This window comes from Patescibacteria group bacterium (genome assembly GCA_028717685.1).
Taxonomy (GTDB): Bacteria; Patescibacteriota; JAQUNI01; order JAQUNI01; family JAQUNI01; genus JAQUNI01.
Map to the genome: position 1 here is coordinate 273,118 of JAQUNI010000001.1, position 24,661 is coordinate 297,778.

At 43.1% G+C, this 24,661-nt stretch carries 20 protein-coding genes and 3 tRNA genes; 4 read left to right on the plus strand and 19 right to left on the minus strand.

The window, feature by feature from the left end:
• Nucleotides 1-81: 81 nt before the first annotated feature.
• Nucleotides 82-3,594 (minus strand): metallophosphoesterase, encoded by a 3,513-nt coding sequence (locus tag PHW01_01435; GenBank protein ID MDD5626664.1) that lies wholly within the window; start codon nucleotides 3,592-3,594, stop codon nucleotides 82-84.
• A gap of 109 nt (nucleotides 3,595-3,703) precedes the next feature.
• Nucleotides 3,704-4,180 (minus strand): tryptophan-rich sensory protein, encoded by a 477-nt coding sequence (locus PHW01_01440; protein ID MDD5626665.1) that lies wholly within the window; start codon nucleotides 4,178-4,180, stop codon nucleotides 3,704-3,706.
• A 146-nt stretch (nucleotides 4,181-4,326) separates the two neighbouring features.
• On the opposite strand from PHW01_01440, the gene PHW01_01445 reads away from it, so the two are divergent.
• The 3 genes from PHW01_01445 (at nucleotide 4,327) to PHW01_01455 (ending at nucleotide 6,239) form a co-directional block, all read left to right on the plus strand.
• Complete coding sequence (locus tag PHW01_01445) at nucleotides 4,327-4,680, plus strand: hypothetical protein (protein ID MDD5626666.1); 354 nt, start codon at nucleotides 4,327-4,329, stop codon at nucleotides 4,678-4,680.
• A 224-nt stretch (nucleotides 4,681-4,904) separates the two neighbouring features.
• Nucleotides 4,905-5,570, plus strand: a complete 666-nt coding sequence (locus PHW01_01450; GenBank protein ID MDD5626667.1) for a hypothetical protein — start codon at nucleotides 4,905-4,907, stop codon at nucleotides 5,568-5,570.
• Between the two features lie 192 nt (nucleotides 5,571-5,762).
• Nucleotides 5,763-6,239 carry a hypothetical protein gene (locus tag PHW01_01455; GenBank protein MDD5626668.1) on the plus strand — a complete coding sequence of 159 codons (477 nt, stop codon included), beginning with the start codon at nucleotides 5,763-5,765 and terminating at the stop codon, nucleotides 6,237-6,239.
• Nucleotides 6,240-6,442: 203 nt separating this feature from the next.
• Here the strand turns inward: PHW01_01455 and PHW01_01460 are convergent, their stop codons facing one another.
• The 3 genes from PHW01_01460 to PHW01_01470 form a co-directional block, all read right to left on the minus strand.
• Nucleotides 6,443-6,973, minus strand: coding sequence for a Gmad2 immunoglobulin-like domain-containing protein (locus PHW01_01460; GenBank protein MDD5626669.1), 531 nt, complete (start codon nucleotides 6,971-6,973; stop codon nucleotides 6,443-6,445).
• A gap of 128 nt (nucleotides 6,974-7,101) precedes the next feature.
• Entirely contained in the window at nucleotides 7,102-10,155 is a 3,054-nt protein-coding gene (locus tag PHW01_01465; GenBank protein ID MDD5626670.1) for a UvrD-helicase domain-containing protein, read from the minus strand.
• The gene (locus PHW01_01470) at nucleotides 10,152-10,352 is read right to left on the minus strand and encodes a hypothetical protein (GenBank protein ID MDD5626671.1); all 201 of its coding nucleotides are present in this window, start codon (nucleotides 10,350-10,352) and stop codon (nucleotides 10,152-10,154) included. Before PHW01_01470 ends, PHW01_01465 begins: the two co-directional genes overlap by 4 nt.
• Nucleotides 10,353-10,375: 23 nt before the next feature.
• On the opposite strand from PHW01_01470, the gene PHW01_01475 reads away from it, so the two are divergent.
• A complete protein-coding gene (locus PHW01_01475; protein MDD5626672.1) occupies nucleotides 10,376-10,639 on the plus strand; it encodes a hypothetical protein in 264 nt (87 codons plus the stop codon).
• Between the two features lie 38 nt (nucleotides 10,640-10,677).
• Here PHW01_01475 and PHW01_01480 read toward each other — a convergent pair whose 3' ends face one another.
• The 14 genes from PHW01_01480 to PHW01_01545 form a co-directional block, all read right to left on the minus strand.
• Entirely contained in the window at nucleotides 10,678-11,781 is a 1,104-nt protein-coding gene (locus PHW01_01480; protein MDD5626673.1) for a DNA recombination protein RmuC, read from the minus strand.
• A 356-nt stretch (nucleotides 11,782-12,137) separates the two neighbouring features.
• Nucleotides 12,138-12,806, minus strand: a complete 669-nt coding sequence (rsmI, locus tag PHW01_01485) for a 16S rRNA (cytidine(1402)-2'-O)-methyltransferase (GenBank protein ID MDD5626674.1) — start codon at nucleotides 12,804-12,806, stop codon at nucleotides 12,138-12,140.
• Nucleotides 12,807-12,942: 136 nt separating this feature from the next.
• Entirely contained in the window at nucleotides 12,943-14,034 is a 1,092-nt protein-coding gene (gene tgt / locus PHW01_01490) for a tRNA guanosine(34) transglycosylase Tgt (GenBank protein MDD5626675.1), read from the minus strand.
• A gap of 146 nt (nucleotides 14,035-14,180) precedes the next feature.
• Nucleotides 14,181-15,065 carry an ElyC/SanA/YdcF family protein gene (locus PHW01_01495; protein MDD5626676.1) on the minus strand — a complete coding sequence of 295 codons (885 nt, stop codon included), beginning with the start codon at nucleotides 15,063-15,065 and terminating at the stop codon, nucleotides 14,181-14,183.
• A gap of 136 nt (nucleotides 15,066-15,201) precedes the next feature.
• Nucleotides 15,202-15,277 (minus strand) — tRNA-Asp (locus PHW01_01500).
• Nucleotides 15,278-15,426: 149 nt separating this feature from the next.
• Nucleotides 15,427-15,499, minus strand: a tRNA-Met gene (locus PHW01_01505).
• A gap of 152 nt (nucleotides 15,500-15,651) precedes the next feature.
• A tRNA-Met gene (locus PHW01_01510) sits at nucleotides 15,652-15,723 on the minus strand.
• Nucleotides 15,724-15,912: 189 nt separating this feature from the next.
• The gene (gatA, locus tag PHW01_01515; GenBank protein ID MDD5626677.1) at nucleotides 15,913-17,370 is read right to left on the minus strand and encodes an Asp-tRNA(Asn)/Glu-tRNA(Gln) amidotransferase subunit GatA; all 1,458 of its coding nucleotides are present in this window, start codon (nucleotides 17,368-17,370) and stop codon (nucleotides 15,913-15,915) included.
• An 80-nt stretch (nucleotides 17,371-17,450) separates the two neighbouring features.
• Nucleotides 17,451-17,735: an Asp-tRNA(Asn)/Glu-tRNA(Gln) amidotransferase subunit GatC gene (gene gatC, locus PHW01_01520; GenBank protein ID MDD5626678.1), complete on the minus strand. Its 285-nt coding sequence runs from the start codon at nucleotides 17,733-17,735 to the stop codon at nucleotides 17,451-17,453.
• A gap of 76 nt (nucleotides 17,736-17,811) precedes the next feature.
• Entirely contained in the window at nucleotides 17,812-19,842 is a 2,031-nt protein-coding gene (gene ligA / locus PHW01_01525; GenBank protein MDD5626679.1) for an NAD-dependent DNA ligase LigA, read from the minus strand.
• Between the two features lie 52 nt (nucleotides 19,843-19,894).
• A complete protein-coding gene (locus PHW01_01530; GenBank protein ID MDD5626680.1) occupies nucleotides 19,895-20,266 on the minus strand; it encodes a four helix bundle protein in 372 nt (123 codons plus the stop codon).
• 99 nt (nucleotides 20,267-20,365) lie between these two features.
• Nucleotides 20,366-21,916 carry a hypothetical protein gene (locus tag PHW01_01535; protein ID MDD5626681.1) on the minus strand — a complete coding sequence of 517 codons (1,551 nt, stop codon included), beginning with the start codon at nucleotides 21,914-21,916 and terminating at the stop codon, nucleotides 20,366-20,368.
• A gap of 5 nt (nucleotides 21,917-21,921) precedes the next feature.
• Nucleotides 21,922-22,461 carry a hypothetical protein gene (locus PHW01_01540; protein ID MDD5626682.1) on the minus strand — a complete coding sequence of 180 codons (540 nt, stop codon included), beginning with the start codon at nucleotides 22,459-22,461 and terminating at the stop codon, nucleotides 21,922-21,924.
• Nucleotides 22,462-22,682: 221 nt separating this feature from the next.
• Nucleotides 22,683-24,149, minus strand: a complete 1,467-nt coding sequence (locus PHW01_01545) for a fibronectin type III domain-containing protein (GenBank protein MDD5626683.1) — start codon at nucleotides 24,147-24,149, stop codon at nucleotides 22,683-22,685.
• Nucleotides 24,150-24,661: the final 512 nt, after the last annotated feature.

Genomic DNA, 24,661 nt, shown 5'->3' on the forward strand with positions numbered 1-24,661 from the left:
GAAAACAAAAAAGCGCCAAAATTTTGGCGCGTGCAAAGCAAAGTTTTGTTTATCTCCGCTCCAAAATTTTGGCGCGGGGGTTTACCTCATAATGATCATCTTTTTAAAAGCGGCAAAACCTCCCGCCTGAAAAGTATAAAAATAAATGCCGCTTCCCACCCTTTCTCCTTTTTCATTTTGACCATCCCAATAAGCCGCCTTATCCGGACCTGTATAAAATCCGGCGCGTTTGCGCCCCAACGGGAGTGCGCGCACAAGCTCCCCTGCTGTCGTGTAAATCATAATTTCTACATTTGCTTCGTCCCTCAATTCATAAGGAATCCACGTTTCCCCATTAAAAGGATTAGGGTAATTTTGACCCATACTGTTATCTTGAGCAATGGTGGAAGTAGAGGGAGAATCAGGAATAGATGAGTCTTGAACCGCTGAAGGTTCTGCTTTGAACACACTCCCTGTTAAAAAAGTCTGTTCAAATGTACCATCGCCATTCGTATCCATCTGGATAGTTACTCCTTTCTCACCCGCGGCTGAAGCCTCCCAATTAATGGAATACTGATGCACTGCACCCTCGGCAATGTGGATATCCAAGGTATTAAAAATGATCGGATTCAGTCCCTCCTCCTTAAGCAGGGTAACTTCTAATTGATAATCGCCCTCGCGCGCGCCTACCACCTGAAATTGATATTCCCCCTTTGGATCAGACAAAACCACAGTTTGAGCTGCTTCTGGACCGTAATAGCCAGTGTAATAAGAATGAGGAATGTCTGTCAGAATACTACCAGCGCCCGTATAATTCCCTTCCGCGTCAATAACTTTAAGCTTGACCACTCCCCGAGCAGTAAGAGCGATATGAGGAGATTTTGGAACAGAAAAGCATTGCCAAGAACTGACCTTGCCGCCCACGATTTCTATGACCCGAAAACCGAAATCACCTTTCGTAGCGCTCGCGGTCTGCAGAAAATAAGGATCAAAGGAACCTAGCTCTTCTATCTGGCTGCCCTCGGCGTCAAAATTTTGATTTTGATGCGTATGACCACTTAAAACTAACTGCACATTATATAATTTGCAGTAAGTAAGGAAAGGATCACGGAAGTTTGCAATCGCGGCGTCTTCATATTCTCCGCCGGTTCTCTCTCCTTTATCTTTTCTTCCAGTGAAAACCGGATGGTGCATAAAGATAATTTTTTTACTCTCTTTCTTAAAACGAGTGAGCGCAGAAATTTGGGCGTCCGCTAAGCCATTTCCTTCAGGACCCAAATCCTTTAGGTTCACTTTTTGCCAGTCGCCTGCTTCCAAGTCTAGCGCGAAATCTTCTCCTGAATCTAAACCGATAAAAAGATAGTTTTGATATTCAAACGAGAAGTTATCATAGCGCGATTCAAAATTGGCAATAAGCGGTTTGACCCCTAGATTTTCCAGATAAGGATAAGTTCCTTGATGATAGCTTCGCAACATATCATCCCCAAAACCTAAAAATCCGGAAACTGGCGCGCCATACCAAGTGTAGCGGTCATGATTGCCAGGCACAAAGTAAACTGGAATGCCGCTACCCTTGGTAAAGGTATCGATAAAGGAGATAAAGGTCGCAAACCATTCGTTTTTACTATATTCCACATTATCGCCACTTATTAAAACAAAGGCTGGCTTCGGGTCTAAAGTGTTGATCTTTTCCAAGGTCAGGGCAAAATTGCAGTAAGACTTTTCTTCCGACCAGTCAAAGTTATTGCCGCCAATATGAACATCGGTGATATGGACAAAGGAAAATGGCGCAGATAATGGAGGAGTATTACCAAAACGGAAAATGAATAAACCATCATAACCCGCCAAATAAATATAACCCCCTGCGGCACAAACCTGTCTTGCCGCTTTGGACGCATTATGAAAACCTATCTCTTGAGGATTGGCTTTGTCTCTAAGATCAATAATCCGCAGTCCTCCCCTATAATCCGCGAGATAAGCAAAATAATCATCCACATCCACAGCGTAAGCTTCACCGGGAGTATCTAGAGACCCCACAAGGCGCGGCGCTACAGGGTTGGCAACATCCAAAATCTTAAAACCCGCTCTCCAATCCGCCACGTAAGCATAAGAACCCTCTACCCGCACATCATTTGCAGAAGAAGTGGAATAAAATCCCACTTCTTTAGGACTAGAAGGATCAGAAACATCAATAATCCTTAAACCCAGGCGAGAATCCGCCAGATAAATATAATCACCGGAAAGGTATATTCCACTGATGCTGCACGAAATTCTGCAAACACTGACAATCCACGGCTTCTTAGGATTCGCGATATCAATAATAAGGAGCGAACAGCCGCTAACCACATAGGCATAACCGCCTTGAACATAGACTCTATTAATATCTTGAGAAGCCTGCACCAAAGCGAGAGACTGGGGATCTGCCGGTTGGCTAATATCCACTATTTCTAACCCTTTATACCGTTTAGCTAAAAACAGAAGCGAATCCATTCCCGCGATGGCTTCAATGTCGTCAAGAACACTGTGACGAGCAATCTCTCGCGGTTCACTAGGATCAGAAATATCCAAAATCCGCAACCCGAAACCCTCGCTGGCAACATAGGCGTAACCCTCGTGGACATAAACATCGGTAAATCTGCCGGCTGTGTCATAATGCCCAACCTCTTGGGGATTCTTCGGATCAGCAATATTGATAATCCTCAACCCAGCGTTTTCACTGCCCACGTAAGCGAAATTACCATCAACCCAGACGCCGCGCGCGAATCCTGGCGCGACAAAAAAACCCATCTCTTGGGGATTTTCGGGGCGCGTTACATCAATAATCCGCAAGCCTTGATCTTGGTCGGCAACATAGGCATATTGTCCTCTCACAAAGACAGCAGAAACATACGCCGCAGATAAGGAACAAGAAGCGAGTTTCCGAGGCGAAAAGGGGTTAGCAATATCTATAACCATTAAACCGTAATCGTTATAAAGCACATAGGCGCAATTTCCTTCTATAACCACACTCCAAAAACGCGCTCCAAAATTACCACTGCCTACAAGACGAGGGTTCTTGGGATCAGAAATATCAACAACCTTTAGTCCCTCCTTGTCTGCCGCGACATAAGCATACTGACCCGCAACCTTTACATCAGAGGCAAAGGTACTAAAAAATCCAATCTCCAGAGGATTTCCAGGGTCGGAAACGTCAATAATTCTCAAACCCCCTTCGCTGTTAGCAAGATAAACATAATGGCCGGCAACATCAATCCCGTCCGCGTAACCCGACAGATGTAAAACAGCAATCTCCCGGGGGTTGTTATGTTCAGAAACATCAATAATCCTAAGCCCTGCTACCCAATCAGCTAAATACACTAAGTTTCCCCGGACGCAAATGTCTTTCGGCATAGAACCAAGATACAGTCTGCCCACCTCCACCGGCTGCCGAGGTTCTATAATATCTAAGATCACCAAAGCCTCACCCGCGCTCAAATAGCAGTAATCGCCCGCCACGCACACATCATACGCTGTCCCTAAACCCCACCTTGCTACCAATTCCACATTTTCTCCCACAACGCAATTCACAAAGCAAAACAGAATCAAAAATACTATTCCTAAAAGCATCCGTTTCATAACGAACCCTCCTTAATAAAAATATACCAAGAATACTAGAATCCCTTTCTATATTTTCACAATAATTTGTCAAAGGACCTTTTCAAAAAATAAGATTCTGAAATTTTACTTAAATATTCAGCCTCCAAATGGAAAAATTCAATATGGCTGCGAAACTTACCCAAAGTATATAGGGTAAAAGCAAAAGTCCGGCAACGCGGCTGATGCGGTAAAAAACAATAACCGTAGCTAAAATGGAAAGCCACAAAATAAGAATTTCCAGAAAGGCTATTTGGGGAGAATGCAAGCCAAAAAATAAACTTGACCACAAAACATTGAGCATAAGCTGCCCAAAAAAGATGGAAAGCGCCCTCTCCCTTTCTCTACCCCCGCCCTTTTGCCAAACTAAATATAATGCAATCCCCATTAAGAGAAAAAGCGTGGTCCAAGCTGGCGCAAAAACCCAATTCGGCGGAGAAAAGCTGGGTTTGACCAGAGAAGCGTACCACCCCGGAATCGCCGGCATAGTAAAAAGCGAACCTAGAACTCCCACCCCTTGGCAAACCACGACAGAAACGATAAGTTGAACAATCTTTTTACTTCGCATATTTTTATTTCCCTTACGATTAATTTTTAAAAAATTAAACTAATGTTTCTTGCACTATTGCTAATTATTATATTTTATGTTATGATAATATGTTCGTCTTAAACCACAGAGCTGGCATTATAACACAAAAAAGGAGAGATTTAGCTATGGAAGAAAGATTGCAAAAAGTTCCGGCATTGAAAATTGTTCTTTCTATTTTTTTCGTCATTGTCTTGACAGGGCTACCCATCCTGCACATCTCACACGCGCCGAGAATAGAAATTAATCCAATAAAGAAGGTTGTAAATTCAATTGTTGTCGCTATCGCCTTCATCCTTACTTACGGCATAGGGTTTGTGGTGATTATTAAAGACATCATCAACAAATTCCGAAGGAAAAAAGTGAATAACGAAAGTTTCTTTGTTATTTGGATCCTCTTCTGTGTGGGCGTTCCTATTCTATATATGCTTTTGGGAACAATTTGGGGTAGGTTAGATCTAAGTGCGCTTTTTGACTGGTAGCCCAATCCGTACATAAGTACGGATTTTTTTATTACCCTTCGAAGGATTTTTAAAATCTCGCGGGACGTAAATTTTTCGGAATCTATTACAAAGCTAATCAAATCTGGAGAAAAAAACAACTGGATGTAAATGATCAGCTATAAAAACAAAAAGGCACTAACTCAATCCACTAAAATTTGTTATAATCAAAGAAAGAAAAATAAAAATCCTAACCGCCCAAATCTATGTCCAAGAAAAAAACCATTTTTCTAAGCCTCGGCATTCTCATTGTGATTGCGGTGGTGATTTTTCTGGTCTGGTTTATCCCCAACTATCGCCGCCATCTAAAAGTGCAAGAAAAATATGGTCCTCTACCCACAGAGGTGGAAAGGATGGCAGAAAAATATGAGGCAATGGAAGAACATCCGCAAGTGACTCCCGAACAAAAAGAGGCAACAATCAAAGAGATTGAAGCGATCGCTCATAATCTTGTAAACGGCACCAATGATATTGGCGAACCGATTCTACCACCGAATGAAATCTTTGTCAATCCTGAAGTCTGGGATGAAACAAAATATAGCGTCACCCTTGAGCTTTACGCCGATGGTCAAACCAGTGATGTGGCAATTAAGAAAAAGATGTGGCCTATGATTGGGAGAATTTTGAAAACCCTCTACACCAGCAAACAACCCATCGGCAGAGTCGTGATCAGCGTAACCCAGAAAGATACCTCGTCTTATGAAAAGATGGTGCGCACTGAATTATTGCTCCTCTTTTTAACAGCATCTGATGTAGAAAAAGCCAAGATTAACTGGAACCAGGACGAGCAAACCCTATACTTTAATGTCTTGCCCAATACATGGGAAACAGTGAACATTGACCCTAATTTTGCCACGGCGCAAATTGACTAAGCCAACGCACTTTTCTTTGGTGGTTTAATTCTTATGAATTAAACTCAATATTTCCGTAAATTGTTGGCAAGGGAGGGAACCTAAACTAAAAACTATTGACAATATTGAAATATGTTGTATAATTATTAAGCTCCATTTCGTGCTGTTCCTTTCACTTTTATAACGTATATTTTTTATTCAGGAGGGATTGAAATGAAAAAGAATCTGATTTCGGTTGTTTTATTGATGTTCTTGATAATAACAATGGTGCCTATTTTTGCCAACAGCGAAGAAACGCATTGCGCCATTAATATAGAACCTGCAAAGACTGGTACTGAAGACAAAACCCAGCTGATGATTGTTGGGGGGTATATTGATGAAACAATACAGGACCTTTTGCCCACGACAACAATAATCGTAGAGCTGAATGGCGTCAAGATCCCTGCCGAGATCCACGAAAATATGACATACACCGCGACATTTATAACATTCGGAGGATATGTCGCAGGGGTTGGCGATGCTGTGACTATATCTATGGATAAGAATGGGGTAGAGTTGTTTTCAAAAAAGCATATTCTGACCCAAACGGAGATCAATGAAAAGAATTGTATAATTGATCTCGGGCTTTCATCCACAGCTACATCCCCCCTAAAAATTTGCCCCACAACTTGGGGAGCGCTAAAAAGATGATTTCTGGATAAAAAATATTTTCCTAGGTTGTAACGATTTTTAATTCGGAGGTACAAAATAGTTCAAGACGCAAAGCTGAGGCAGTGACCATACTGCCTTTTTTATTTTTCACGATTCTAAACTTTTTATTATATTTCCTCGTAGCTTTAGGTCTTAAGACCTAAAGCTACTCCGACGAGTTGTCTCAATCAGAATGACTTTACTTATTTAAACACAATCGGGATTTCGATCGCTGCGTCGTTTTCAGGCAGACCAGAAGGATTGTCTCGGCGCAAAATCAAAGTGCCCTTGTTACTCACTTCAGTATTAGGTTTGGTAAATTTGATCGTGCCCTCAAAATCCACAAACTCCTCGGTCATCCATTCCCCTTTGGCTTCGGCATACCCATTGGTAATAATTTTACCGTCCCAATCCATTAAGGACACGGGGAAGCTCCCTTCAAAATACCAAGTCCCCCGCGCTCGACCGCGCACAATTAACGGCGAGGCAATCGCCTCTCCGGGTTGCGGTGAAGTCACAACAATCATCTCATTGGTTTCCGCAGCAGGCGGGTTTGTCTCATCTCCTTCACTGTCTGATGTTGGCGGGATTGCCGTATCCTCTTCACCTTTGGGTGCAGGGGGGGTTACCTGTTGTTTTTCGCCCTGCTCACAACTTGCTCCCAAAAACAAAGAACCTGTAAGGAGCAAAAACGCCACTGTGCTAATCTTTAGGATGTTTTTTCTTTTGAGCATAGTTTTGTTTTGATTGGTTTGTTTAATTGCTTTTAAGTCTTTACATTAAAAATATAATGATGGGCAAAGATATAGGCAAAAATTTATGGTTCAAATCAGGAGACCTGAATTAACAAGGATAAAAAAACTTAGAGTTTTCTGTATTCGCAAATCTCCCGAAAATCACAATATTTACAGACATAGGGGTTAGGGCACGGAGCGAAGGAGGAAGATTTGATTTTTTGAATCGTTTCGGAAATGTCAGTTTTTAATTTGGTTAACTCCTTATCGCTTCCTAAAAATGAAATCTCCTGATTATTTTTGAAAAAGTAAAAGGTTAGTTTTTGCGGCTTAAGGCGCAAAACTTCTTCCGCGGCTAATTGGTAAAGCAGGAGCTGAGCGCGCTGGTCGCGGGTAAGACGCTCTCTTGCTTCCCCTGTTTTATAATCCACAATCGCCACCCCGCCATCTACTTCATCCACGCGGTCAATGCGACCAATCACGACCGCGCCATCAATTTTTAAACGAAAAGCTTTTTCCACGCCCAGAACCTTGGGCCAATTGTTCTGACGCGCTTCATAAAATGTTTTCAGCTGTTTTAAGCCTTGTTGTTTATACTTTTTCTGCGTCGCTTCGTCTGGATACCAATCATCAATCCAAGCGTTCTCATAAATCTTTTTTAATGCCTCCCATGTAATTTTATTGCCCTTATTCCGCAGAGACATTACCTGCGACTTTTCTGTATTTCTAAATCCAAACAAATCGGTTTGCATGGCGTTTTCTTGGTTTTGCAAAAGATGAAACAAATCATACATTACCTTGTGCATTGCTTGACCAAAGCTATGCTGATAATGACCGCGCTTCGGGATGCGGATGCCAAATTGAAACTTGTATTGCAAAGGGCATTTTTGGAAAGCCGCGAGCTGGGAAAAGCTAAAATGTTTAGGAAGCCTTAGGGCTTCTTGCGGAATTCTAATTGTTTTGGGAATCGCGATTTGCAAATCCTCCAAAACCCGCTTCTCTCGCGGAATAGATAGAGACGCGGAATCTTGCGTCTCTATATTTTTCGCGGCAATGTTGCACTCAATCAAAAAGCGGGAGAGTTTTTTAGCTCTGGCGCCACCGTAATTTGCCGCCGAAGTGAAAAACACTCCTTCTTTGGCACGCGTTACGGCAACATAAAAAAGCCTCCGCTCTTCCTGAAGGTGAATATCACCTTCAGGCAAGATTTCTTTAACCAAGGAATCGGGAATCTCTATCGGGTCGCGGCGGTTGATACTCGGAAATCTTTTATCCACCATACCTACAATAAACACATAGCGGAATTCCAAGCCCTTCGCTTTATGAATCGTCATAATCTTAACCGCTTCAGGTCCGGCTTCCAGATCCATATCAAGCGCCCCCTCGTCCCCTGCTTCCTGCTCTAAGTTGATACGTTTAATAAAATCCTGGAGCCTCGCGCGGGTCGTAGTCTCGGTTTCAAAATTTTTAACTTTTTTGGCGAATTGATTTAAATAAAAAATATTGTCCCGCGTTTCCTGGTCGTCTTTGCCCCCTAAATATTTTAAATATCCAGAATCTTCCATAAAAGCGAAGAAGACGGCGTGAATTGTCGCGTCGCGGACAATTTGAGAATGTTTTTGAATCAAGGATAAAATTTTCCTGGTTTGATCCTTGCTCTCCGGGCTGATTCGCAAAAGGTCGGCTTGGAGAAGGGCGCGATACAGACTTGTGCCTTTGCGTCCCGCCCAATAATTCAATTCCACCAGATCTTCGGTTTTGATTTTGAAGATGGGAAGATTTAAAATGCGGTATAAGCTCGGGCTTTCGTGGTAATTATCCAGAAGATTAAAATAAGCGAGGACATCCATAATAATCGGCTTTTTGTATAAGCCTCGGCTCGCAGCCCAAACATAAGGCACGCCCGCTTCTTTCAAGCCGTGCGCGAAAATCTCGGAGATTTCATTGGTGCGCGACAGGATGGCAAAATCGTTCCAAGTCAAATCTTTATTCCTTTGTATTAAATCCACCATCTTTTTGACCACTTTTTCCACTTCTCTCTTCTGATCCGAAAGATGCAAATGTTCCACCATCCCTTTCTCGCCAGTTTGCGACTGCAACTTTTTGCTCACTTTGCCGCCGAGCTTAACCTCTAGGCGTTCCGGATTATTGAGTTTAATAAATTCATAAGATAAATCCAAAATATTCTGGCGCGAACGGTAATTATTGGTAATAAAGACTTCGGCAGAATCCGGATAGTCGCGTTTAAATTCCAAAATATTGGAAACTGACGCCCCGCGGAATTTATAGATTGATTGGTCATCGTCGCCAGTCACGGTCAAATTGTTTTCAGGCCGGCTGAGAAGTTTCACTAATTCGTATTGCGCGTAATTGGTGTCCTGAAATTCATCCACGAGAATATATTTAAAACGGTTTTGATAAAGGGCTAGAACCGAGGGGCGCGACTGCAAGAGTTTTAAAGCGTAATTAATAAGGTCGCCAAAGTCCAAAGCATTGTTCTGCAGTAATAAGTCTTGATATACTTTGTACGCTTTGGCGACTTCCAAAAGCCGCTCCCCTTCCCCACTCGCGCGGTCTCTTTCCTCCAGAGCCGCGCCCTGATCCAGTTTCATGTTCTCGGCATATTCCAAATATTCCGCGGGTGAGATTAATTCATCTTTTAAACGCGAGAAGTGCTGAACAAGGGCTTGGATAAATTTAGTCGGATTGCCCAAGGGTTTGTAATAATCTAGATCAAATTTGTCCAGATTTTCGCGAATTAAAATCCATTGGTCTGTGGCGTTTAATAATTTAAAATCATTGGGGAGACCGATGTCCAAGGCGTGCTCTTTTAAAATCCTTTGCCCCAGCCCGTGAAAGGTATCAATCCAAATATCCACATAGCCATAGGGCAAAAGCTCGTCCACGCGATTCTCCATTTCCTCGGCGGCTTTTTCCGTAAAGGTTACGGCTAAGATTTCTTCGGGCTTGGCTAAACCTTTGTAAATCAAATAGGCAATGCGGCGGGTAATGACCGTAGTTTTTCCAGTCCCCGCGCCAGCCACAATTAAAAGCGGACCCTGCCCGTGCGTTACCGCTTCCTTTTGCGCAGGGTTTAGGTTTTGCAAAAAATCTTTACTTTTTGACTCTTTTATTTTATTATCCATATCAGATTGATCAAATAAGGGTGTTGTTGTTTTCATAAAGGATCGTTGGCTCCATAGTCTAAAGCGATAGCGAGGACTGTGGAGCCAGAGCACAAAATAACGTTCAATACCAGGATAAAGTATAGAAAAGAAGAAAGGTCTGCATTATGGTCCCATAGGGCTTGCGCCACTATGGAGCCAACGATGATTGACCTTTTACCATAACTGTAATAGATAGAAAAGGAATGACGCAAAAAGGAGGTGTGAGACGATGAGAATGGAAATAAGAAAACGCGACTGGTTAGAACTTGCTCTTTTTTTGGCTATTAGCGCTACCATTACAATTATTGGGTTTGTGCAAACGAAGAATATAGCTTGGCGCATTCTTTCCCTCCCCGTGGGAATCCTGTTCGGGGTTTGCATTGCCTATTGGGCGCCTAATTCAGTCATCAAAATTAAGAAGGCAAAGCCTAACAAGAGAATCCGGGGGAGAGTTGCTGAAGCAGTTGCTGAAATACGCCTGCGCCGGCGTCCATTATAATGCACAGTTCAAGCCGCAAGCTTGAACTTTTTTTATTTTCATAATTCCTGATTCCTAATTCCTAATTCCTGCTTCTGTTCTTTGGGCGTTTCCAGCATATCAATGCGATCAATTTTGGTGGAAAGCTTTATATATTCGTTATTGGTAGTGTCCATCATATTCTTGGCGTTATTCACATGGCGGGAAAGGATGGAAAGATTTTTACCAAATTTATCCGCATCCTGTCTAATGCCTTTTAGCGCGTTTAAAATTTCTTTGGCGGCGTCTTCGATTTTCGCTCCTTCCAAACCGACCATCACAACTTTCAAAAAATAATAAAAACTATTCGGGGATACGAGAAACACGCGTTTACTTTGGGCATATTCATTTAAGTTATCGTCGTCCATCACAACATCATACCAAAGACTTTCGCTCGGCACGTACATCACGGCAAAATCCACTGTCCCCTCTTGCGGCAGAATATATTTTTTGGCGATGTCATCAATATGTTTTTTAACATCGCGCAAGAATTCGCGGCGAAAAGAGGTTTTTGTGATTTCATCCGGCGCTTGGGAGGCTTTGCGAAAATTTTCCATCGGGAATTTGGAATCAATCGGAATAATATTATCTTTATTTTTGACAATCGCGTCCACAGTCTGACCTTCTTTAAATTTATACTGCAGGCTATAACAATTTTTGGGTAACATTTGATCCAACAAGTCATGCAAAACCTGCTCGCCAAGATTGCCGCGCAGTTTGGGCGAACGCAAAAAGTCCTGGAAATCTTTCATCTGGTGACCAATCTCCTGCATTCCGCCAAGAGCCTTGGAAACTGTGCCAATAATTTTGGCGGCATTGTCTAGGCGTTCGTTGATGGATTTATTGGTTTGGGATAGTTGGGTTTGCAAATTGTTATTCGTCTGGTTTAAATTTTGGTGCATTTCACGGCGCACTTCGTTAATCATTTCCAGAGTTTTTTGCGTGGATTCGCGCGTGTCGCGGAAAATTCTTTCATTATCCGTTTTGGTGTTTTCCATTAAACGTTGCATCATTTCAAGGGCAGGGTCAGAATCTTTAGTTTTGTTTAAATTTTGGAGACGATAAATTAAGTACGCAATCGCGCCCAAAATAGCAAGACCGATGAGGATTAAAACTATTTCCATTTTAACTGTCATTCCCGTCCGCCTTAGGCGGAGGAATCCAGGATTAGTGCTTGTAGACCTGGATCCCCGATCAAGTTGGGGATGACAAATTAAATTATTGAACTAAGTTTATTATATCAATAAAAGGAGGATAAAAAAAGGATTAAAAAAAAGACCAAAAATGGTCTTTAGATGCCGAGAATATTGTGAGCTATGAAATTGGCTACACGTTCGGCATTTTTTCCGTCAACGATTTTTGAATTGAAGCATGAAAAGTTAATTTGGTCAAATTTAAGGGGAAAAAATTTATAACCCCTCCAACCTCCCCTTGTCAGGGGGAAATTATTTTCAAAACCACTCTTTTAGAAAGGGAGGTTTTAGGGCACAATAATTACAAACTCCCCTTTCCCCTTCTTGCCTGTAAAATACTTTTTTGCTTCTTCTATATTGCCTTGAAAAATATCTTCAAACATTTTTGTCAGCTCGCTCGCGACAATAACTTCTTTTTCCAGACTAAAAACTACAGCCAGATTCTCTAAAGCCTTTTGGAGACGGTATCGGGATTCATAAAAAACAATGGGGCGGGTTTTTATTTCCGCCAGTTGCGCAAAAAAAGTTTGGCGACCTTTTTTGTGCGGCGGGTAGCCCAAAAAAGTAAATCTATTTGTCGGAATGCCGGCTACAGATAAAGCCGCGATTAAGGCTGAAGGTCCGGGAATGGGAATGATTTTGGTTTCAGGTAAATTTTGACGAATAAATTGAATGAGTTTCCCCGCAGGATCCGCAATAGCAGGCGTGCCCGCATCCGTGACCAAAGCGATGTTTTGACCTTGTGCCAGCGCATTTTTAATCCCCAGATAAGTTTTTTCCCCTGAATGCTCGTGATAACTTTTTAAAGGTTTCTGAATCTCATAGCGGGCAAGCAATTTGCTCGTCACGCGCGTATCTTCGGCTAAAATTAAATCCGCGCTTTTTAAAATTTCTAAAGCGCGAAGAGTAATGTCTTTTAAGTTTCCGATGGGGGTGGCGACAATATACAAGGTCATAATTTTCAATTTTCAATTTCTAATTTCTATTAAATTTTCAATGGATTAATTTTTAATGAAAGAATAAGGTTGTTTTATCATTTGAAAATTGAGTCATTAAAATTCATTGAAAATTGAAAATTAGTAAATTGTGAATTTATTTTATTGTTTCCCTTAATAAATCAATCACCATACTATACATCCTCAAATTATGGATTGTGGCTAAGCGGTAAGCGGCGGTGTCTTCGATTTTGAATAAATGATGCAAATAGGCGCGGGAATAATGCTGGCAGGTGTGGCAATCGCAAAACTCACTTATGGGACGTTTATCCCGCACGTATTTTTCTTCGCCAATGCGGAAATAATCGTAAATTTTTTCTTCTTTTTGAAAATCAATCTCTTTGGGGTCTTTTTTAAAAACATAAAGCCGCTTGTGCCTGCCGTCGCGAGTCGGCAAAACGCAGTCAAAAATGTGGTAGCCCATTTTGAAGCCTTCTACGATTTCCTGCGGTTTGCCAATCCCGAGAGCGAATTTAGGAAAATGTTCGGGAATTAAAGAGGCTGTATAGCGGACAATATCAAAATTAAATTTCCCATCTTCACCCATGGGCCAGCCACCAAAAGCATAAGCGGAAAAATCTAACGCTAATAAGCCCTTCGCGCATTCCTCGCGCAAATCTTTGTGCTCCCCGCCTTGAACCACGGCAAAAAGCAAAGGGGCATTTTCTTGGCTGATTTTACGGCTCGCAAGTTGGCGTTCATATTCTGCCTTGCACCTCCCTGCCCAGGCAATCGTTCGTTGCACGCTTCCCGCGATTTCTTCTTTGGACGCGCTTCCTTTCGGGCAATCATCCAAACAAATCATAATATCCGAGCCGATATTAAATTGGATGGCAATGGATTTTTCAGGAGTCAATTTATATTTTTTGTTCTGCCGCTTGAAAACTACGCCCTCGTCCCGCACTTCGCCAAGGGACTTGTTCATATAAATCATAGACAAAATCTGGAAACCGCCGGAATCAGAAGCAAGTAATCCCTGCCAACCCATAAAATTCTTTAAGCCGCCAAATTTCTTTAATACGCTCATCCCTGGATTGTGCATCAAATGATACGCGTTCACCATTACAGCTTCAATGCCCACGCGCTTCACATCCTCCATATCCGTACTGCGCACTACTGCCCGCGTGGCATCAGGAAGATAAAGCGGCAATTTAAAGTCGCGCCCTTTAATTTTTAATTGATTTAACATATTTTTATCTTACCGTTTATTCCGCGCCAGGTCAAAAAGCCGACAAAAAACGGCTTACAAAAAGCCATTTTTTGAGTGGACTGTGTCACGCCGAAGGCGATGTAATTATAGGTTATACCTGTCCGAATTCTCCAATCCATTATATCCTATTTCACAACATACGTCCCATCCAATAGGTCACCGATGCCTTTACGCTCATTGACACGAGCCTTTTGCACCAGAGAGTCATACTTTATCAGTCTGGCATATTCTTGTTTCCCTTTCTTGCCGGATGCCGCCAATACATCCTCCACAATAATCGGTTCCACCTCTACTGGAAGATCTTTAATATACTCCGCGTAAATTTTTCGTATTTTCTCTAAAGCTTGATGATCTCCATTGTCCTTATCTTCCAGAGTGTTATGGAGAATGTCTTTTATATTTTTCTTATCCTCTTCTGTTATGATATTAATGAGATTCGCGCCATCGTGTTCTATGCTGTATAAAGCATGCACGAACATAATCCACGCGCGAGTCATATGAAACTCATTTGTGAGAATATGTATTTTTTCCAATTTACCAACTATTTCTCTATGCTCATTAACCCATGAAGCGAGGGCTTTTGCGTTTCCTTGCGTAGACCCACCCGATGGGAGCGCTGTTACGATGTTTTCCGAAAAATGATACTTTTTCAACAATTTCTCGCGAGCAGCATCCGCACGAGATATTTCTTTTGCGGAACCATCCTCTCTTTTTATCTTTTCGGTTCCGCCTGTAGTGAAGATATGTATATTTGGATACTTCTCCTGATATTCCTGCAACGCCCGCAAACGAGAGTCGCCGCCGCTAACTTCTTTCGGTTTTCCATCGCGTCCAATGGGCATATCCTTCTTGATTGTGTCAAGATGAAGCGGAAAATGCTCAAATTGCGCATTAGGGGTCTCACGGAGACTTGCTCCAAGCATAACCACTATCTCCATCTTCTGTTTTTCTTGCTCTCGCTTTTCAACCGCGTTTTGTGGTATCTCACTAGCTTCAGAAGAGTTTTTCATAAAATTCAGCTTGAATAAGAATCTGATATTTTGGCGGTCGCGACGGGTACCCTACGCCTGCGGCTTCGGAATACCTGCTTCACCCTCAAGACTACGTCTACTTGGTAAAGCCATTCCAAAGCTCGCGAGCGAAGGATGGCGGTCGCGACGGGAGTCGAACCCGCGATTTCCTCCGTGACAGGGAGGCGTGTTAACCACTACACTACACGACCATATCGCATTTTATTAAGATGAAAATATTGAAAAATATTGAGAGGGAATAAATTTGGGGCAGGGCGGGCATGTAATCTTCTGCGTGACAGGCAGACGTATTTCCAACCGAGCTTGGGCTACCGCTTCAAAAATAGAATTTGAAAATTTGTAGCGGTGGAGGGATTTGAACCCCCGACACGTTGGTTATGATCCAACTGCTCTAACCACTGAGCTACACCGCCCCAATTTCATTGTTCTATTGTTTAATTGTTCTATTGTTAATTAAGACAAATACAACAATAATGAAGCAACGAAATAATAATAACAAAAAATTTAGAAAAATCTTCCTAAATTACTCAAAGCAATTCTGTATTGCCAACTAACATTTACCTTGTTGCGGGAGGGGGATTCGAACCCCCGACCTCGAGGTTATGGGCCTCGCGAGCTACCACTGCTCTATCCCGCGATAATTCAACATCTTATTTTAAACAAAGCATTACTTACAAATATAACATAGATTAACAAAAAAGAAAAGTCCCCATCGGAATTTTAAATTTTAATTTCTAAATTTTAAATCAATTTTAAAATCCTAATTTTAAAATAAATAAAAAGAGAGGAAATTTTAAAATTAAAAAATTTAGAATTTAAAATTAGTTTAAATATTCGGTTTCTTTTTATGCCAATCTGTCGCCTGCTCATACTGATAGGCTACCTGCAAAACCTGCTCCTCACCCCACCACGGACCGATAATCTGCAAACCCACGGGCAAATTATGAGAAAAGCCGCAAGGAATGGAAATCGCCGGCACGCCTGCGATATTCACAGGCACAGTGAACACATCAGACAAATACATAGAAAGCGGGTCTGACGCTTTTTCGCCAATCTTGAAAGCAGGGGTCGGAGAAACGGGAGTAACCAGCGCGTCCACTTTGCGAAACACCTGCTTAAAATCATTGATAACCAGCGTCCGCACCTGCTGCGCTTTTTTGTAATAAGCGTCATAATAGCCCGCGGACAAAACATAAGCGCCGAGCATAATCCGGCGGCGCACTTCAGATCCAAAACTCTCGGCACGCGAATTGAAATAATGCTCCTCCAGATTTTTCGCCTCTTTAGCGGCGTAGCCATAACGAATACCATCAAAACGCGCTAAATTCGCCGAAACCTCCGCAGGCATTAAAATATAGTAAACCGCCAAGGCGTACTTAGTATGGGGCAAGCTTACTTTCCTCACTTTCGCCCCCAGCTCTTTGAGTTGTTCTACCGCGTTATTTATTTGTTCCGCCACTCCCTCTTCCATACCTTCCCCCGCATATTCTTGCGGCACGCCGATTTTCAAATTATGAAGACCGCGAGTCAATGTTTCCGTGTAATCCGGCATAGCATTAGTGCCGCTTGTTGAATCGCGAGAATCATGGCCGGAAATTATATTTAAAACATAAGCGCAATCTTCCACGGTTTTCGCAAACGGTCCAATCTGGTCTAAAGAAGAAGCCATAGCATGCAAACCATATCTGGAGACCCGACCATAAGTCGGTTTTAAGCCCACCACCCCGCACAAAGCCGCAGGCTGGCGGACAGAACCACCGGTATCCGAACCTAAAGCATAAATACATTCATCTGAAGCCACCGCGGCTGCAGAACCGCCGGAAGATCCACCCGGGACGCACCCCAAATTCCACGGATTATGCGTTATCTGAAAAGCGGAATTTTCCGTGGAAGAACCCATCGCGAATTCATCCATATTGGTTTTGCCGAGCATGATTGCCCCTGCTTTTTTTAATTTTTGAACCACAGTGGCATCATAAGGCGGAACATAATTTTGGAGCGTCCGCGAAGCCGAACTCGTAATAACGCCTTTTGCACTAAGGTTATCTTTAAGAGCCACGGGAATCCCTTCCAAGGGACCAAGTTTCTTACCCCTTCTAATTTTCTCATCTACTTTTTCCGCGGCAGCGAGCGCTTGCTCTCCAGTCACTCTTAAAAAAGCATTGATTTGCGGGTCTACTTGTTCAATGCGCCGCAAACAAACCTGGCTTAACTCTGTCGCAAAAATATCTCCGCTCTGGAGTTTGTCGTGCGCTTCTTGAATTGTGAGCTCGTTGAGATTCATTTATTTTAGTTCCTCCCCTGATAAGGGGAGGGTAGAAGGGATTATTAACCCCCTTTAATTCCCCCTTGTCAGGGGGAAAATTAGAGGATTGGCTTTGTCTTCACACATCCCCCCTGATGCTCTGGTGCCATCTCTATAAGCTCTTTTTCCTGACCGAATTTCTCTACTTCGTCTTTGCGCATCACATTGGCAAAACCAGTCACTTGGCTTGTCGGTTCCACATTTTCCGTATCTACCTTATTGAGTTCATTTACATAATTAAGAATGGAAGATAATTCGCTCGCGAATTTTTCTTTCTCTTCAGGAGATATCCCAAGCCGCGCTAAATGGGCAATATGTTCTGTTTGTTGTTTAGTTAATTTCATAAGTGTTTTAAAACTAAATTCATTCTAACATAATAAAATAACTATTGATAGAAATCTGTTTGTACCCATGGGTTTTTCATTTCAACAATTCCGCAAACTCTTTCTCCGTAATAATCTTTACGCCAAGCGCCTTGGCGCGAGCGTATTTACTGCCTGGATTCTCGCCCGCCACCGCATAATCTGTCTTACTAGAAACGCTGGAGGAAACATTACCCCCCAGCTCTTCAATCTTTGCCTTCGCTTCCTCGCGGCTGAAATTTTGGAGCGCGCCGGTTAAAACAAAGGTAAGCCCGTGAAATTTCTGGGGTTTTTTTGTTTTCTCATAGAGAAGCTCAACGCCGGCGCGATCCAAATCGTTTAATAACTTAAGATTGTTATTCGTTTTAAAATATTGATTAAGACTCTCCCCCACTTTTTCTCCCACTCCTTCAATATTCTGCCAATCCGAAGCTTGTATTTTGGAAATGGCTTTAATTAAACCCGGAATATTTATCTTGCCCATCTTGGAAGCCAAATAAGAAGAAATGAGCGAAGCGGTTTCCTCGCCCACATAGCGAATACCCAAGGCGAATAAAAAGCGGGAAAAATTAATTTTTTTGGCGCGGCTTATCGCTATGACTAAATTTCCCGCTGACTTCTCCGCAAAACGCTCCAACGGCTCAAGGTCGCCTAGCTTAAGCGCAAAAATATCTTGGGGGTTAACAATTAAACCCTCTTCCATCAATTTCTCAATAATTTTTTCACCAAGACCCTTGATATCAAAACCCTTCTTGCCGGCGAAATGGATCAGCTTTTCCCGCTCTTGGGCAAAACAAGATTTATTCGGGCAGCGGTAAGCGACTTCGCCTTCGGGCTTCACCACCCTCGTCCCGCAGATCACGCAATGTTTCGGCATCTTAAATTCTTTTTCCGCACCGCTCCTCAAATGCGGTAAAACCTTAACGACCTCCGGAATCACATCGCCTGCTTTGTGCAGGATCACGGTGTCGCCGATCTTAAGTCCCAAACGATGAATTTCATCCTCATTGTGCAAAGTCGCGCGGGAAACAGTGCTCCCCGCCACCCGCACTGGCTCTAAAATTGCCACGGGCGTTAAAGTCCCTGTGCGGCCAATTTGGACTTTAATATCTAAAACACGCGTCGTCGCCTCTTCCGCGGCAAACTTATAGGCAATCACAAAGCGCGGTCCTTTGCCGACATAACCCAGCATTTCTTGTTTCGCGTGCTCGTTCACCTTCACCACAATACCGTCAAACCAAAAATTTTGGGAATCGCGCTTTTTTTGCCAACCTTTGTAATAGCGGAATACCTCATCCAGATTGCGGCAATGGACATAATTTTTATTCACCTTCAAACCCAGCTCTTGCAGTTTTTTAAGTTCCCCCATCTGGTTAGGAGATAAAGGAAAAGAAGCGGCATCAATTTTATAAACATACATATCCAGCCTGCGTTCCGAAGCAATCTTGGGGTCAAGTTGTCTAATCCCGCCCGCGGCGGCATTACGGGGATTCGCCAGAAGCGGCTTTTTTTCTTTTTTAAGCTTTTTGTTTAACGCGTTAAAAACTTCTTTACTCATAAAAACCTCGCCTTCACAAATAATATCCACGGGCTCCTCCAAACGTAAAGGCACAGCTTCAATCGTTTTCACGTTGAGAGTAACATCTTCGCCCACTCTCCCGTCGCCGCGCGTCGCGGCGCGGACAAAAATCCCCTTCCGATAGGTCAACACAACGTGCAGTCCGTCAATCTTGAGCTCACAAATATAATCTAAATCCAAATTCTTCCCTTGTTTCGCTAAAATCTTCTTAAGCCGCTCTTCCCAATCCCGCATCTCTTCCCCTGAAAAGGCGTCATGAAAAGACCACTGCCGCACAGCGTGTTTTACTTTTTTAAATTCTTTCAGGGGCGCGCCGCCTATCCTTTGGGTAGGAGAATCCGAAGTAACAAGTTCAGGATATTGCCGCTCTAAAACTTCCAGTTCGTGTTTCAACGAATCATTGGCGGCGTCAGAAATCTCGCTTTTATCTAAAACATGGTAACTGTAGCGATAGCGTTTAATCTCTTGGCGGAGTTTTTCTATTCTTTTTTGGGCACCATCTTTGTTCATAAAATTACAAATTTAAAGTGAAAAATTTAAAATTGCAATTTAAAATTCAAAATTACTTTCTACCTTTTAGCCTAAGCATAGAAGCACCTAAAATTTTGGAGAGTTCAATTGCCTCTCGCAATAAAGGGTCAACCAATTCTAGCTTGATCATCTTACTATCTCTAACTAAGCACAGCCAATACTTTGTTTCATTAGCAGATTTTAAACTATGATTCATAAAATTTTTAAAATCGTTTTTAGAAGATGCCGCCTGGGCCTCAATAATATTGGCTCCTATAGAGGTTGCTGATCTTAGAAGCTGGTGATTAATAATTTTACAAACCCCGGAAGAAGATGTGCCATTAATTAGCTTTATAATATTGAGGGAGAATTTATAAGCTCTTAACTTCAGATCATTTTTAAATTTTGAATTGCAATTTTGCATTTGTAATTTTGAATTTTACATTATTATCATTATACAAAAAAACCCGCTCTTTTGAAAGGAGCGAGTTTTGGCTTTTTAAATTTTAAGTTTCAAAAAATATTACGGCACTGGATCCAGAGTGGGTTGCCAGGGAGGCTGGTTAGCATTTAAAGTTTTAGCGGTGATACGGGGAGAATAGGCGGAGCAACTGCAGAGATCGCACGCCGCCACTTCAAGCCAATAGCTGGTACTAGGAGTAAGACCAGATTGCAAACGGGTGGTCACATTGCCGACATTGACCGGCGTATTGTTATTGAGATGCGCTAAATAATAAGTGGCGCCAGAAACCGCATTCCAAGCCCAAGTGATAGAGGTAGTGGTTTGAGCCGTAGAACGCGCGTTTAGAGGAGCAGGGAGAGAGGGACAGGTGACAGTGATATTAGTTGTTGCGGTGGTGGTTAACCCGCCACGCGTTACAGTAATGCTGGCAGTTTTAGTCCCAGGCGTAGAATACCTGCATCTAAAAGAGCCACCACTAATATTGGAAATAGTGCCATCAGCGCCGCAACTCCGAGCCGAATAAGTGATAGTGCCTGTGATTGTGCCGCCGACCGCGGTGGTAAGATCAGAAGCTTGGCCAGTGATAACACTAGCTGGACTAGCTGTCAAAGTGGCAGTTAGTGTGCCCGTGACTGTGATGCTAGATGACGCTGTTGTAGTTAACCCAGCTCGCGTTACCGTAATACTGGGATATTTATAGCCTGGTGTAGAATAGGTGCAGCTAAAACTGCCATTGGTATAATTAATGTTGGAAATCGTGCCACCAGTACCGCAGCTCTGACCAGAATAAGTAATAGCGCCTGTGGCTGTGCCGCCGACCGTGGTAGTGAGATTAGATACTTGACCAGTAGTAATGCTAGCCGGACTGGCAGACAAAGCAGCAGTTAAGGTAAGGCAAGATTTTGTGCCCGCGCAGGTGCCGCCACAGCCATTAGAGCAAGTAGAACCAGTACAAGTATTAGCCGCGCAAGCACAGCTCGGAGCCTTGGTGCCCGCGCAGGTGCCGCCACAGCCATTAGAACAAGTAGAGCCAACGCAAGTATTGGCAGCACAAGAACAACTCGGCGACTTAGTACCTGCGCAAGTACCGCCACAACTATTATAACAAACAGAACCGACACAGGTGGAAGCAGCACAAGAACAATCTGTAATTTTGCAACCCACGTAATAGGTGGCACCACAACTATCAGAACAAGTAGAACCGGGACAAGTGTATAAGGCGCACTCAGAACTATGTATGCAACCATCACTACAACTCCCAGTATTAAATGTCTGGCCGTAAGTTTGGCAATACCCGCCACAAGAGGTGTCCTGCCCGTAACGGCTGAAATAATCAAGTCTTGCAGTTAGGACGCTGCCATTAGAGCAAGTCAAAGACGGCGTAGCGCAACCGACATAATTACCTGGGTTGCTTCCTGTGCACGTAGAATCAATAAAAGTTGAGCTACATATTGACCAGCTCCCATCAGCACAATATATACAAATCCATCCTTGATAACAAGCAGTATGACATGTGTAGGAATAGGCGGCATTAGCTGTATGAGTGCCGAAAATAAGAATACCAAAAAAAATAGCAATCAAAATAACAACGTATTTACCTTGATGGATCATAAAAATTATTTTTTATAAACAGCTTTAGCCACGAAAGAATTCTGGTCAGAAATGCCCTGCTCGCTCAAAACAATAACCGTATCGCCAATTTCAAAATCAGTAAAAATTAAAACAGGCCAAGAATCTGCTTGACTTTGTGTGGAAGTACCCGAACCAAGACTAACTATTTCGGTTTGATCGTTTTTTTTAATAATTGAATAGGCACCACTCAACTGTTTCATTAGCGTTTTATCCGCAATTACCACCGCAAAGATCTTGCCTTTAAGAACTGGATTAAGCTCTTTATTATAAGATTTAATCATCAACGTCTGAGCTGACGTATCAATACTTTCAACCGTGCCATTTAATACCGTGGCAGCGCCGGGCTCATATTCAAAGTGTTTGACATCGGCTTGTTCTTTGCCAGTCGTAGATAATGGCGCTGGCTGATTAGTGTTACCGGGTGATATTTTAGAAGGAATGACAAAGAATATCCAATACACCAAAACAGCCCCTGCCAGAACCACTGCCGCGATAATAATAATTATCAAAGTCTTTTTCCCCATAAAATAAATACGTATCCTATATATAAAAAAGGTATTTTATTAGCTGGCTCCATAGTCTACGAGGCTAGTGATAGTAGAGCCAGAATATACAAGATGGAGGCGTTAAAGTCGTTCAGACTTCTTCAGAACTAGAAGATCTGAAGAGATTAAAAATAACGGCCTGTATTTTGGCTCCACAGCCCCTCGCTTCGCTCGGGGACTATGGAGCCAACGATGGAATATTATGGCACCGGTTCCAGAGTAGGTTGTCCGGGAGGCTGGTTACCACTTAGAGTATTAACCGTGACACGAGGAGAATAGGCGGAGCAACCGCAAAGATTGCACGCCGCCACTTCAAGCCAATAGCTGGTATTAGGAGTAAGACCGGATTGTAAACGAGTGGTCACATTGCCGACATTGACCGGCGTATTGTTATTGAGATGCGCTAAATAATAAGTGGCGCCAGAAACCGCATTCCAAGCCCAAGTGATAGAGATGGTGGTTTGAGCCGTAGAATGCACATTGGCAGGGCTGGGAAGAGAGAAAGCGGTATAGCACTGCCCATTCATTACATAGTCGTTGGCATTGCAACAAGCCGCCGTGCCGTCGCAAGCGCGAGCATTGGTGGGACTAATATACACTTCGCTGGCATCGTCGCTGCAACATTGAGCTTGGTTATTGGGCGGGGCAGACTCTGGAAATTGAGAAGAGAGAAGCCAAACTCCGGTGGCTGTGGCTTTATTCGGGTTAGTTGCCGTGTTGTCCCATAGATTGGTTGCTCCTGTGCAGCAAGCCTGGCTCGTGTCAGGAGTGCAAGTGGCAGGGGCAACACAATTCACTGTGCATTCTTGTTTTTCATTAATATTACCACCTGAATATGTATTAGCGGGACAGGTAAAACTACCGGTGTCGGCAAAGCAACCGGCAGTAATCTTTAAATTTCCAGCAGTAACAGGACATTTCACGGTTCGCGATTCACTGCTCCAAGATCCCTGACCATTAATGTTAGAAGATTGACACCAGAGCACATCCCCCGAGCCAGATGTACATCCCGCGGCAGGTTGAATATTAGTAAGCCCCATCCTGACCTCATAAGGAGAGCTAGGTCCGGTGTTGAAATATTCATAAGAAACATTAAAATTGGAACCGACATTAGCGCTAGTCGGACAGCTTAAATTGCGCAAGGAGCAGGTAGGATAATTAGTGCAATCTTTTGTGCCCGCGCAAGTGCCGCCGCAGCCATTAGAACAAGTGGAACCAGTGCATGTGTTCGCCGCGCAAGAACAATTAGGAGTTTTCGTGCCGGCAGGACATTTCTGACCACAACCATTATCTGGCTCCTGACCTAGACAATATGTGGAAGGGGCGGGACAAGAGGGCTGTTTGGTTCCCGGCGTGGAACAACTCCCGCCACAGCCATTACTCGGATGTTGGTTAGCGCAATAAGTGGAAGGATCAGGGCAGGAAGGGGCGCAAGGAGGACTTTGACAGACTCCCCCGACACAATTGTGATTGCAACAATCTCCGGCAGAAATACAGCCTGAGACGCCATCCTCTAAACAAGGACCGCAGCAATCGCAGGTTCCGGAGGCGCAGGCGCTTTCAGGAATTCCGACGGCGGACAACAAATTTGGGCAAACATCATTCCCTACTCTGCAGGAAGCGCTTGTTGCTTGGCTGGTAGCACCCCTATAAGAGCAAAAATCCACATTACAGGCGCGGCATTGCCTCCCTTCGCAAAAGGATCCACCGCAACACTCTGTGGCTGTACTACACGATTCACCAAGGGATTTGCAGGAGGGAGTTGAAGAACATTTACTTCCATATGAATCTTTATTGCATTGACATTTTTCCCCACTAGGACATCCGCTGCCCTCCCAACTATCCGTATGCCCTATAAAAGTATAAGAAGGTGTTCCATACCCCCCTATATCACACCTATGTGTCTCCTCTATATTACAATATACACATAAATCGGGTGTAATATCGTGGCAAGACCTTATCGAACCAGTCGTGCACCAACCACTTAGCTCTTGATAATTGAATCCATAAAACCAACCACTTGGACAACTATAATCTATCCACTTATTATTAGATCCCCACTTAAAATTATCATCCACAATACCACAGCTTTGTTCGCATGGTGTTACAGCTTTAGCTTCAGAATATAGGAAACTGAAAAAAATTATTGTAATAAATAAAGGAGAAATAATTTGAAAAA

What these genes read in the sequence shown, in the direction of transcription:
- PHW01_01535 (MDD5626681.1), bottom strand. Translation starts at nt 21,916, where the DNA reads ATGATCCATCAAGGTAAATACGTTGTTATTTTGATTGCTATTTTTTTT.
- PHW01_01475 (MDD5626672.1), top strand. Translation starts at nt 10,376, where the DNA reads ATGGAAATAAGAAAACGCGACTGGTTAGAACTTGCTCTTTTTTTGGCT.
- PHW01_01480 (MDD5626673.1), bottom strand. Translation starts at nt 11,781, where the DNA reads ATGGAAATAGTTTTAATCCTCATCGGTCTTGCTATTTTGGGCGCGATT.
- PHW01_01495 (MDD5626676.1), bottom strand. Translation starts at nt 15,065, where the DNA reads ATGAAAAACTCTTCTGAAGCTAGTGAGATACCACAAAACGCGGTTGAA.
- PHW01_01530 (MDD5626680.1), bottom strand. Translation starts at nt 20,266, where the DNA reads ATGCAAAATTGCAATTCAAAATTTAAAAATGATCTGAAGTTAAGAGCT.
- PHW01_01435 (MDD5626664.1), bottom strand. Translation starts at nt 3,594, where the DNA reads ATGAAACGGATGCTTTTAGGAATAGTATTTTTGATTCTGTTTTGCTTT.
- gatA (MDD5626677.1), bottom strand. Translation starts at nt 17,370, where the DNA reads ATGAATCTCAACGAGCTCACAATTCAAGAAGCGCACGACAAACTCCAG.
- PHW01_01465 (MDD5626670.1), bottom strand. Translation starts at nt 10,155, where the DNA reads ATGAAAACAACAACACCCTTATTTGATCAATCTGATATGGATAATAAA.
- PHW01_01455 (MDD5626668.1), top strand. Translation starts at nt 5,763, where the DNA reads ATGAAAAAGAATCTGATTTCGGTTGTTTTATTGATGTTCTTGATAATA.
- ligA (MDD5626679.1), bottom strand. Translation starts at nt 19,842, where the DNA reads ATGAACAAAGATGGTGCCCAAAAAAGAATAGAAAAACTCCGCCAAGAG.
- rsmI (MDD5626674.1), bottom strand. Translation starts at nt 12,806, where the DNA reads ATGACCTTGTATATTGTCGCCACCCCCATCGGAAACTTAAAAGACATT.
- gatC (MDD5626678.1), bottom strand. Translation starts at nt 17,735, where the DNA reads ATGAAATTAACTAAACAACAAACAGAACATATTGCCCATTTAGCGCGG.
- PHW01_01440 (MDD5626665.1), bottom strand. Translation starts at nt 4,180, where the DNA reads ATGCGAAGTAAAAAGATTGTTCAACTTATCGTTTCTGTCGTGGTTTGC.
- tgt (MDD5626675.1), bottom strand. Translation starts at nt 14,034, where the DNA reads ATGTTAAATCAATTAAAAATTAAAGGGCGCGACTTTAAATTGCCGCTT.
- PHW01_01460 (MDD5626669.1), bottom strand. Translation starts at nt 6,973, where the DNA reads ATGCTCAAAAGAAAAAACATCCTAAAGATTAGCACAGTGGCGTTTTTG.
- PHW01_01445 (MDD5626666.1), top strand. Translation starts at nt 4,327, where the DNA reads ATGGAAGAAAGATTGCAAAAAGTTCCGGCATTGAAAATTGTTCTTTCT.
- PHW01_01540 (MDD5626682.1), bottom strand. Translation starts at nt 22,461, where the DNA reads ATGGGGAAAAAGACTTTGATAATTATTATTATCGCGGCAGTGGTTCTG.
- PHW01_01450 (MDD5626667.1), top strand. Translation starts at nt 4,905, where the DNA reads ATGTCCAAGAAAAAAACCATTTTTCTAAGCCTCGGCATTCTCATTGTG.